At 71.8% G+C, this 11,287-nt stretch carries 6 protein-coding genes; 1 reads left to right on the top strand and 5 read right to left on the bottom strand.

Annotated elements, in window-relative coordinates:
- Positions 1–167: 167 nt before the first annotated feature.
- The 5 genes from ACWDAG_RS44560 to ACWDAG_RS44540 form a co-directional block, all read right to left on the bottom strand.
- Positions 168–1,055, bottom strand: a complete 888-nt coding sequence (locus ACWDAG_RS44560) for a FadR/GntR family transcriptional regulator (RefSeq protein WP_123967933.1) — start codon at positions 1,053–1,055, stop codon at positions 168–170.
- A 161-nt stretch (positions 1,056–1,216) separates the two neighbouring features.
- Positions 1,217–3,250: an ATP-binding cassette domain-containing protein gene (locus ACWDAG_RS44555; protein ID WP_450701288.1), complete on the bottom strand. Its 2,034-nt coding sequence runs from the start codon at positions 3,248–3,250 to the stop codon at positions 1,217–1,219.
- A gap of 89 nt (positions 3,251–3,339) precedes the next feature.
- Positions 3,340–4,098 carry an NUDIX hydrolase gene (locus ACWDAG_RS44550; RefSeq protein WP_030939512.1) on the bottom strand — a complete coding sequence of 253 codons (759 nt, stop codon included), beginning with the start codon at positions 4,096–4,098 and terminating at the stop codon, positions 3,340–3,342.
- 131 nt (positions 4,099–4,229) lie between these two features.
- Positions 4,230–6,149: a glycogen debranching N-terminal domain-containing protein gene (locus tag ACWDAG_RS44545; RefSeq protein ID WP_450701287.1), complete on the bottom strand. Its 1,920-nt coding sequence runs from the start codon at positions 6,147–6,149 to the stop codon at positions 4,230–4,232.
- A gap of 855 nt (positions 6,150–7,004) precedes the next feature.
- Positions 7,005–8,795 carry a DUF4192 domain-containing protein gene (locus ACWDAG_RS44540; RefSeq protein WP_450701286.1) on the bottom strand — a complete coding sequence of 597 codons (1,791 nt, stop codon included), beginning with the start codon at positions 8,793–8,795 and terminating at the stop codon, positions 7,005–7,007.
- Between the two features lie 131 nt (positions 8,796–8,926).
- Here ACWDAG_RS44540 and ACWDAG_RS44535 point away from each other — a divergent pair, with 131 nt between their 5' ends.
- Positions 8,927–11,092 (top strand): RecQ family ATP-dependent DNA helicase, encoded by a 2,166-nt coding sequence (locus ACWDAG_RS44535; RefSeq protein WP_450701285.1) that lies wholly within the window; start codon positions 8,927–8,929, stop codon positions 11,090–11,092.
- Positions 11,093–11,287 lie beyond the last annotated feature (195 nt).

Below are 11,287 nucleotides of genomic sequence, written 5' to 3'. Positions count from 1 at the left end.
CCGCAGCGAACGCGGCCCGGTGGCTCCGGCCAGAACGGGCACGGGTCCGGCGGGCGGCCAGTCCAGGGCGACGTCGTCCCTGCGGGGTCCGACGGAGGCGGTTCGGCGGCCGGGCCGTGCCCCAGGAGGGGGAGGCATCTCCCGGCCGCGCCGCCCGCGGGGTGCGGTCAGTGTTCGCGCGGCGCGGGCACCACGCGCTCCACCTCGGGGTGGACGGTCAGCAACTGACGCATGGCCGACTCGGCCGCCGTGCCGTCCCCGGCGCCGAGGGCGTCGACGATCCTGCCGTGGTGCGCCAGCGACGTCTCGTTCGGCCGGTCGCAGCCGGTCACCGGGCCGCCGGAGACCTGAAGGGCGGCCGAGACGATCCCCGAGAGGTGCTCCAGCATCCGATTGCCCGCAACCTGGATCAGCAGGGAGTGGAACTCGGCGTCGGCGCGGGAGAAGGTGATGGCGTCGCCCTGTCCCATGGCGTGACCCATGATCTCCACCATGTCGGCAAGCCGCTGCTGGACGTCCTCACGCCCGTGCCCGGCGGCGAGGCGGGCGGCGAGCGGTTCGATCGTCCAGCGCAGTTCGCTCAGCTCGCGGCGCTGGTCGTCGCGCTGCGGCCCGAAGGCGCGCCATTCGATGATGTCCGGATCGAGGAGGTTCCAGTCGCTGACCGGGCGCACACGCGTACCGACGTTCGGGCGAGCGCTGACCAGGCCCTTGGCCTCAAGGACCCGGAGCGACTCACGGACGACGGTGCGGGACACCTCGAAACGCTGGCCGATTTCTTCGGGCACCAGCGGACGGTCGGCGCCCAGATCGCCGGAGACGATCATCTGGCCCAGCTGCTGGACGAGTTGGCCGTGCAGCCCGCGTCCGCGGCTACCCGCGGCGCGCCGGCCCACGCGGCCCAGCTCCGGGTCCGCGCTCTCCCAGGCGGGGGCTCCGACGCGGTCGACCACATGGGCCTCGGCGTAGGGGTAGCGGTCGAGATCGCCCGGGCCGGCCAGACCGGAGTCGGCGGAGCGGGCGGCGGTCATCATGGTGTGCGCAAGGGTACTCACGGATCCTTTGTCGGCGCCGTCTCCAACTCCCTTGAGGTCTTTGGTGAAAAGCACACGAAAGGGTGATCGCTCACCCCGTCGCAATTGACGCCTTATCGGAAAGAAATGGGCTTTCCCCAGGGAGTTGCGCACAGGGTAGGACGAAAGCGCGCGGACGGTTGTCATCGGACCCTGCTGCGCAGGGTGGTGAGCAGATATGCGCAGAGCAGAGCGGTGAGCGACAACGTCAGGGCACCACCGACGGGTTGGGCGATCACCCTCGCCGCAGCCCACAGATAGCGCTCTCCCCCGAAGGGCCACTGCAGCAGGAACACCTCGCGCAACCGCAGCGGAAGCCCGGCCGCCATCCGCACGGACGATCCCGCCAAGGCTTTCTGTACGAGCGGAACGACGAGGACCGGTACGGAGACCACGGCCGCGAGTCCTGCCGTGGTGGACCGGAAGACGCCTGCGGCCAGCACTCCGGCCCAGGCACATCCGACGACGAGACCAAGCCAACTCGCGCTCAGCGAGAGCCAGTCCGCGGGAACTTGCATGAGCTCCCGTCCGTAGACGATGTAGAGCACTTCGGCGTCGCAGCCGACCGTGAGGAAGGCCAGCATCAGTGCGGTGGCCGTGGCGACGAGGAGTTTTGCGGCAAGCAGCCCCAGCCGACGGGGCACGGTGCCGCGATCCGCCGCAAGCGCGGGATGCCGGAACTCGTCGCCGAAGGCCAGCGCGCCGAGGAGTCCCGCACCGAGCGCGGCGGGCGGGAGCGGCAGCTCGCGCGGCCACGCGGCCATCAGGCGCGCCTGCGGGGTGTGTCCGATCCGGGCAAGAAGGACGGCGGCGAGGGCGGACACGACGAGCACGGCGGCCCCGGTGACGAACCCCGTGCCGATGCCGGCGGCGCGACGGATCTCGTAACGCAGAGGACGGAGGGGGCTGGGAGCCGGGCGGACGGAAATGGGGGGCGGAAGAGAGGGCGGGCTGTCGACGGCGCCTGCTTCAGTCGGGCGCACGGCCGGCGTCGGGACGCGACCGGCCGTCGCACGTGACGGGGGTGCATCGACGGGCGACTTCAGCACGCCGACGCTAGGGGTTGTGTCGGCCGAAGCCGGGGATTGCGGTTCGGGGTGCGCTTCGGGGTGCGCTTCATGGGACGCATCAGCCGGAGTCGGGGGAGCCGGTTCAATGCCTCCCTGTCCGACCGCTCCGGCCGGGGCCGGGCCGTCCGCCGACGCGTCGGGCACCATGACCCCGTCCGCCGCGTGCGGCTCGGCCGCCACCTGCGGCTCGTCGGCGGATTCCGGCCCACCGGCGGGAGATTCCACGGCCCCTGGCCCCATGTCACCGATCTCGTCGGCGAGTTGATGTACGAGGATGCCGTGGCGGAACGCGGTCTCTCCGACGTCGGCGCAGCTACTGCCGTAGACGGAGAGGCGGTTGCCGCCCTCGTGTACGACTTCCACGGAGCGTCGGGCGGTGCGGGCCTCCTTGGTGAGCAGGGCGGCAAGGCGCACGACGTGCGGGCTGCGGACGGCGACACGAGGGCGCAGCCGGGTACGGGCGAAGTCCTCGGCGTCCTGGTCGGCGACGAGCCTGCCCCGCTCCAGCGTGACGACGCGGTGGGCGCTGCGCGCGGCCTCCTTGGGGTCGGCCGTGGTGAGCAGGACGGTGCCGCCCTGGGCGGCGTGCGCGTGCAGCATGCCGTACAGCCAGCGGACCTCGCGGGGGGAGAGACCAGCGGCGGGTTCGTCGAGGACGAGCGTGTGCGGGTCGGACAGCAGGGCGCAGGCCAGGCCGAGGCGGCGGTCCATGCCGCGCGACAGGGTGCCGAGGCGTTCATCGCGCAGACTGACGAGGCCGACCACCTCGAGGACCTCGTCGGCGCGGCGGGCGGGAACTCCCGCGGCGGCGCACAGCATGCGGAGATGACCACGGACAGTGCGGGCCGGGTGTCCCGGCACATCACCCAGGAGCACGCCGACTTCGCGCCCCGGATGGGCGATGCGGTGCAAAGGGCGGCCCTTGAAGTAGGTGATGCCACGGCCCTGTTGGAGTTCGAGCATGAGTTTGAGTGCGGTCGTCTTGCCCGCCCCCGGCGCGCCGAGCAGCGCGGTGACGCGGCCTGCGCGCACGTCGAAAGAGACGTCGTCGACGGCGGGCGGAAGCTCCTTGCGAGGATTGCTGGTCAATCCGTAGGCCTGGATCACCCGAAGCAAGATAGCGCGCTATGTCCGATTTTTCGGGTATGGCGTGGCCTGCTCTGCAGGCTGTAACCGGTCCGCCGGGAACCGTGCCGTCACACTTCAGGGCGCAGCATCGGGGGGTTGAGCAGTGTGGCGCCGCCGGCCCGGAACAACTGGGCGGGGCGGCCGCCCTGGCGTGTGGTGGTCCCTCCGGTGGGGACGAGGAACCCCGGTGTGCCCGTGACCTTGCGGTGGAAGTTGCGCGGGTCGAGAGCCACGCCCCACACCGCCTCGTAGACCCGGCGCAGTTCACCGACGGTGAACTCGGTGGGGCAGAACGCCGTGGCGAGGGACGAGTACTCGATCTTGGAGCGGGCGCGCTCCACGCCGTCGGACAGGATCTGGGCGTGGTCGAAGGCGAGCGGCGCCACCGGTTCGCCGTCTCGGCCGTAACCGCCCTGCTGCAGCAGTTCCTCGACCGGCGCCCAGCGCGCATTGCTGGCGTCGCCGCCCGCTCGGGGTGCGGGCAGGTCGGGGGCGAGTGCGAGGTGGGCGACGCTGACCACACGCATCCGCGGGTCCCGCTTGGGGTCTCCGTAGGTCGCGAGTTGCTCCAGGTGAGCGCCGTTGTCCTGGGCGGGAACGGCCGGGTCGTGGGCGCGCAGCCCGGTCTCCTCGGCCAGCTCGCGTGCAGCCGCCTGCGCCAGATCCTCGTCGGCCCGTACGAAGCCGCCCGGGAGCGCCCAGCGCCCCTGGAACGGTGGTTCGCCCCTGCGTACCGCCAGCGCGCACAGGGCATGACGGCGCACGGTCAGCACGACCAGGTCCACGGTGACGGCGAAGGGCGGAAATGCTGACGGGTCGTAGGGCATGCGGCGATCATAGTCGTCTGCCTGACGATAAACACTCCTTTCGTCGGCCGCTTCGATGACTGATCCACTTCGGTCCGCTGTGAGCCTCGCCCCCTGGTTCCGGGTGCTGTGCGGTGGTATGTCGTCCCAGGTCACACTCCCAATTGCAGTCCGTCCGCGGCCTCCTCGACCATGGCGAGGCCGAGGCGGCTGACCCGTACGGAGAAGGGAGCGCCGGCGATTCGAAGTCCCCTCAGGACGATCTCGCCCAGGGGGGCACTGTGCATGGGCCGCAGTGTGATCGTCCCCGCCGGAGCGTCCGGACGGATACCCGCGAGAGTCACCAGCAGCAGCACACCGGCGGCCGCCGCGGTGGCGGCCGGACGACAGGCCGCCGGGTGCGGGAGGGGAATGCTCCCGGCGGTGCGCTGCTCCCCCGCGTACATCTCGGGCAGCCGGTGCCCGAAGCTCGCGGCCGCCGCCAGGGCTCCCTTCAGCAGCGAACCTGCCTCCTTCTCGTAGCCGGCGGCTGCCAGGCCTGCGACCGCGATCGCCGTCTCGTGGACCCGCACGGCACCGCTGCGGTGGCCGAACGGGTTGTATCCGGCTTCCTTCGCACCCAGTCCACGCAGCCCCCAGCCCGAGTCCATCCCCGGGCCGCCGAGCAAGCGGGCGAGCTGTTCGGTCTGCACCTTGTCGAGCAGCCCGGGGGCGGGCTCGCCCCCGCCGAGCAGGCCGGTGTCGAGGAGATGGGCCGCGGCAGCACCCAGGTACGGCAGCGGGGTGCCGTCGGGGGCGCGAGCGGCGGCCGGCCTGCCACCACCTCGGTCGTCGACCCAGAAGTCCTCCCTGAACTCCGACCGCAGCTTCCGGGCCCACTGCCGCAGTTCGGCGCCGCCCGGTCTCCCGCAGCCATCGAGCAGATCGGCGCCCAGCAGGGCCGCACGGTGGGCATGGGCCTGCGTCTCGCAGCGGACGGGACCGCCGGGATGCGGGTCACACAGGTAAACGCCCTCGCCGACGGTCGTCCGCAGCCAGGCCAGACAGCGCTCGGCCGCCGGCAGCAACTCCTCCGTCTCGGCCTCGGGAAGGCCCCAGCGGCGGGCCTCCGCGAGGAGCGCGGGGAAGAGCAACGTGGCTTCCGTGCCGGTACAACCTGGCGGCAGATGGATGCCCGCGTCCCGGCGCGGCCCGTGGATCATGCCGGAATGCGGTCCCGCGCCTCGCAGTTGAGTGCGGGCGAGGGCACGCAACGTGCCTGCGGCGAGCCGGGTACCGAGCGGCAGCGTCATCCGCGCCGCCGCCAGTGCGTCGGCCGGGGCCGGACCGCAGCGCCAGGGGGCTCCCGCCGCGAGTTGCATGTCGGAAAGGTGCGTTGGGTCGCGCACCAGGAGGGCATGGAGATCCTCGAGGCTTGTCCGTAGCAGCGGCTGGACTCTGGGGTCGTCGCCGGACGCCCGAGCGGCGGCAAGAGGGCTCGTGGCCGTGCGGCTCACCCCCCGGGCAGGGCCCGCTCCGTCCGGCCGTACCCGTAGCTCCACGCTTGTGCTGCCGCCAGGGGACAGCTCGAACTCCCAACGCAGCAACCCGGCGGAGGCCAGTGCGTCCGCGGGCGGCGGATCTGCCGTGACCGACGAGTTCCCGGTGGCGCAGGACCAGCGCAGGCCCGAGTCATGGACGCTGGCGGGCAGTTCGGGCCCAGCGGTACCCGACGCGATGGCGCCCAGGTCGGCCAGGTCCGTACCGAGCGCGACTTCGAGAGGCACACGCAGGGGGCGCCGGGCCGCACTGTGCAAGGTGATGCGCTCCGTCCCGTCCGCATGCCGAATGCGCTCGACGACAAGGTCCGGGTCCGGGCCTGAGTGCGGCGAGGCATGCAGCGTGCCCACGAAGCGGGCTCGGTCGGCCGAGGTCATCCGGGCTTGCACCGCGAGCGGTTCGCGCCCGGCCACGCGGACCTGGCAACGGGAGAGCACGCGTCGGCCCGCGCGGTAGAACCCTTCCAGCCCCTGGCCTGCCATCTGCCCGTGCTCCGACGAGATGGCGAGTCCCGGGAGCGCGACGCAGATCATGGCGGTGTGCGTGGACGGCAGTTCGACGGACCGGGGGGATGTCGGCAGCGGTGCGGCTCGGGGCGATGGAGTTGCTCGGGAGGGCGGGAAGGTGGACGAGCGGGGTGTCCGACTTGAGGGTGAGGGCATGGTCCGGCCCTGGCCCGGGGGTGACGGCTGTGAGCGTTGCCGACCTGTGCGTGGGTCAGAGGGCCGGGTCAGGTCGGTCGACCCGGGTGGGGGTTGATCCGAGCGTGTCGGCCGGGACGCAGAGTGGCCGGGCTCGGTCGGCTCGAGGGCACGGCGCCCAGGGTCGTGCGGGCGAACGGCAGTGAGACCCTGGTCGCTCGGCCCGCCAGGAAGTCGGTCCTGATAGGTCGCCCCGATTGCGGCCCCGGGTCGTTCCGTAGGCCCAGGCGGATGCCGGTCCTGGCCGCTCGTTGGGGAGGCGCGCGTGCCGGCGGCCGCAGACCGGGCGTCTCGCCGGGCGGCACGGTCCGCGTGTGTCGGCAGGCGGGCGCCCGTCGCGGGAGCCAGCGTGGACCGGTTTGCGCCGGAGGTATCGTCGCCGGCAGCGGAGGGCGGAGTCGGCTCATGCATGGGGCGGCTTCTTCTGCGCTCGGTGCACCTCGGGCGTATGCAGCGCCGGGTGGAGGGATCCGGACGGACGTGGACTGTGTGGCGGCCCCGCCCATCCAGGCGTTCCACCACTCAGGTGAACGGCAGAGCAGTCCTCCGGGTCACGCCCGCGACGGGCCCGCCCGGACGGGCGGCGGCGACGCTGATCATTTCCGGCGAATTCTGGTTCCCCCGGGCGGGACGCCCCGCAACTGTGGTCGGTCCGACCGCCCCGACGAGCGTTCGCCCAGCACCCGCTCACGCCTGCTCCTCTGTGCCGTCGCTTCCGGGACGCAGGCTTTCGGGGCACTGATCGCCACGGCGCGCGGCGCCCTTCCCGGGGGTACGCGGGCGCGTGCGGCCAGTCCGTGCAGAGCCGGGACCCGTGCCCCTTGCCACAGCCGTCCGCGAGCGAGGAACGCTCGTGCCACTCCCCCGGCCTTCCGCCCTCGCCGAGCGGGAATGGCTGCGCACCGTGCCACTGGAGCGGACACGGCGTCGCGGGCGGGAAGCCTCCTCCGACACCGATTCCGACACCGATTCCGACACAGATTGCGACACAGATTCCGACTCCGGAACCGATCCCGAGACCGATACCGAGTCCGATTCCGACACCAGTTCCGCCGCCCGCCCCGACTCGACGGCCCGGGCCGTCAGCGGCTCTGCGTTGTTCCCCTTGCCTTGCGACTGCTGGACTGCTGTCCGCCCCCGGTCATGTCGCTCCGCACGCAGGCACCGGCGGATCGACTCAGGGTCCAGCCCTTCGTTGCAGGCCTGGTGCAGCAGGCGGGCGAAGAGGTAGCCCGGATCCGCGCCAAGTGCCATAGCCAGGGCTTCCCGGGCCTCCAGGTCGTCACCCGTGGACCAGGCGACCCAACCGGCCAGCGTCAGCGGTGCCGCCGCGTGTTCGCCGTAGGGTCCGACGCACCGGCGGGCCAGGGCCCGCCAGAGCCGGAGTGCGAGTGCGGCCTCCTCCCCCTCCATCCACTCGGCCGCGCGGTCTCGGGTCGCACGGTCCTGGAGGCCGAGAATCAGTGTCGCGGCTTCGTCGTGTGCGAGCAGTTCGTCATCGCGGAGATCCGCCGTGAGCGTGCCGGACACGGGCGGTGCGCCGGCCAGCCGGCGCATGATCTGCGCGGACAGCTCCAGTGTCTCCTCGGCGACCCCCTCGCGGCTGGCGCCGTCGAGGATCCTGGGGACCAACGCCATGCTCGCGGTGTCCAGCGCGCTCTCCTGCTCCAGGGCGGCCGCGGTCTCCCAGGGCAGCAGCCTGGCCCGCAGTTCGCGCAGAGTGCCCCGTACCTGCAGGCCGGCGTATGTGGCAGCGGCGGCCAGCACGGAGGTGCCGGGCAGGCCCATGGGCAGGCCTTCGGGCGGGCAGCACGCCTCGTTACCGCAGCAGTACGACCAGAAGCGGCCGTCCGAGATGCACAGCGCCTCGATCACCGGCACATCGAGCTGACCACACTCGACCCGCAGTTTCTGGGCCAGCGGACGCAACCGCTCCATGACCTGCCGACCCGACTCGCCCTTCGCCGGTTCCTGGCAGAGGTACGCGACCATCTGTTCGGGTCGGGCGCCCCTGCGCTCGCTGCCAGTGACCAGCCCGTGGGCCAACTGCTGGGCGACGGAGGCCCAGTCGTCCGCACTCGCCGGAATGCCGAGGCGGGCACGGCCGCCGAAGCGGCCGCGGCCGTCCCTGTCGTGCAGGGCGACCAGGACGATGCTTTCCTCGGGCCGGTACCCCAACAGATAGGGGAGGGCATCGGCCAGTTCGGCCGGGGTGCGCAGCGTGACCTGGTGCTCGGGGCCATGACTGTCGTAGGCGGTGCAGTCGACGTGGGCCGGGCGGCCCGGCCGCTCCTCGTGCGCGTCTAGTGCACCGTACTCGCGTGGCGCGCCGCGCCCGCCGTGGTCGTCCGAAGCAGCCGGGCCGACGCGCTTCTCCGGCCGGCCGGCTTCGCCGTGTCCGTCGTGGCGCTCGGCGCCTTCCCGTCCGGCGGCCTTGCCGTTTTCGGGGGATCCAGTGGTTTCGCCGTGGTTCGTCATGCGCAGACGATCTCGCGGATCGCGATATTCCGGTTTGCCCTGTGGATAAGTCAGGCCAGGGACATGCCAAACACCTCTCTCCTCCACAGGCCCGGCAGGGCTTGTCAGCGCCGTCCTGTTTGATGGGGTGCATGGAGCACACGAGCAACGCGGAACTCCGGGCGGCCGCCGACGCGGTCCTCGCCCGCCTCGTCGGGGACGCCACGGGCGCGGCCCGACTGCGCGAGGACCAGTGGCGGGCGATCGAGGCGCTGGTCGCCGACAGACGCCGGGCGCTCGTCGTGCAGCGCACGGGGTGGGGCAAGTCCGCGGTCTACTTCGTGGCGACGTCGCTGCTGAGGGCCCGAGGCAGCGGGCCCACGGTCATCGTCTCCCCGCTGCTCGCACTGATGCGCAACCAGGTCGAGGCGGCGGCCCGGGCCGGTATCCATGCGCGGACGATCAACTCCTCGAACACCGAGGAGTGGGACACCGTTCAGGACGAGATCGCCGCAGGTGAGGTCGACGTCCTGCTGGTCAGTCCGGAGCGCCTCAACAACCCGGACTTCCGGGATCAGGTGCTGCCCAAACTCGCCGCCGCCACCGGGCTCCTGGTGGTGGACGAGGCCCACTGCATCTCCGACTGGGGGCACGACTTCCGCCCGGACTACCGGCGGCTGCGCACCATGCTCGGTGATCTGCCGCCGGGCGTCCCGGTGCTCGCGACCACTGCCACCGCCAACGCGCGCGTGACTGCCGACGTCGCCGAACAACTCGGCACCGGGGGCTCGTCGGACGCTCTGGTGCTGCGGGGCCCGTTGGACCGGGAGAGCCTGAGCCTGAGCGTGCTGCGGCTGCCGGACGCGGCACATCGGATGGCCTGGCTTGCCGACCACCTGGGCGAGTTGCCGGGTTCCGGGATCATCTACACACTCACCGTGGCCGCCGCAGAGGAGGTCACTGCTTTCCTGCGGCACCGCGGTCACACAGTCGCTTCCTACACGGGCAGGACCGAGAACGCCGACCGGCAGCAGGCTGAGGACGACCTCCTGGCCAACAGAGTGAAGGCCCTGGTCGCCACCTCCGCGCTGGGTATGGGGTTCGACAAACCGGATCTCGGATTCGTGGTGCACCTCGGCTCGCCGTCTTCGCCCATCGCCTACTACCAGCAGGTGGGCCGCGCCGGACGCGGCGTCGAACACGCCGAGGTGCTCCTGCTGCCGGGGAAGGAGGACGAGGCGATCTGGGAGTACTTCGCGTCGCTCGCCTTCCCGCCGGAAGACCTGGTACGCCGCACTCTGGACGTCATCGCGCGCGCGGACAAACCCTTGTCACTGCCCGCCCTGGAGCCCTTGGTGGAGCTGCGCCGCTCCCGCCTGGAGACCATGCTCAAGGTTCTCGACGTGGACGGGGCGGTCAAGCGGGTCAAGGGCGGCTGGATCGCGACCGGGCAGCCGTGGACGTACGAGGCGGAGCGGTACGACTGGGTCGCGCGGCAGCGCAGGACCGAGCAGCAGGCGATGCGTGAGTACTCCTCGACGACCGACTGCCGCATGGAGTTCCTGCAACGCCAGCTGGACGACGAGGGCGCGAAGCCCTGCGGCCGCTGCGACAACTGCGCGGGCGCACGGTTCACCACGGACATGTCCACGACGGCACTGGACGCGGCACGTGTCGATCTCGGTCGGGCGGGCATCGAGGTGGAGCCACGCCGTATGTGGCCGACCGGCCTGCCGGCGATCGGCGTCGACCTCAAGGGACGCATCCCGGTCGATGAACAGGCAGCTCCCGGGCGGGCGTTGGGCCGGCTGTCGGACATCGGCTGGGGCAACAGGCTGCGGCCGATGCTGACGCCACAGGCCTCCGACGGCCCCGTGCCGGACGACGTGGCGAAGGCCGTTGTGGGCGTGCTCGCCGACTGGGCCAAGGGGCCCGGGGGCTGGGCCTCGGGAGTGCCTGACCCGCAGCCGCGCCCGGTGGGTGTGGTCACCGTCTCCTCGCTCACCCGCCCCCAGTTGATCGGCTCCCTGGGCGCGCACATCGCGGAGGTCGGCAGGCTGCCGTTGCTCGGCTCCGTGGAATACACGAGCGACGCGCCCCACGTCTCCCGGAGCAACAGTGCACAGCGCCTGAAGGCACTGGCCGGCACCCTGACCGTGCCGCCCGCCCTGGCTTCCGCTCTCGCCGAGGCCGGGGGCCCGGTCCTCCTCGTGGACGACTTCACCGAGACCGGCTGGACGCTCGCGGTCGCAGCCCGGATGCTCCGACGTGCCGGTGCGCAGGGGGTGTTGCCACTCGTCCTGGCCGTCCAGAGCTGACTGCGGCACCGCACGCCGCTTGGGAAGACGCACCTGAACCCCGCCGCCCCAACGGTGTACCAACTCCGGGTGAACGGTGGGCTCATGCGTCGTGACGCAACGCACTGGGTAGGGATATAAACCGCACACCGCCGTGTTTCGGTCAGTGGCCCCAATTGCTCGTTGCCGCATCCAAGTTCGACAGGAAGAATTGAA

Source organism: Streptomyces sp. NPDC001157 (assembly GCF_053598255.1).
This window is presented reverse-complemented; position numbering and strand designations above follow the sequence as displayed.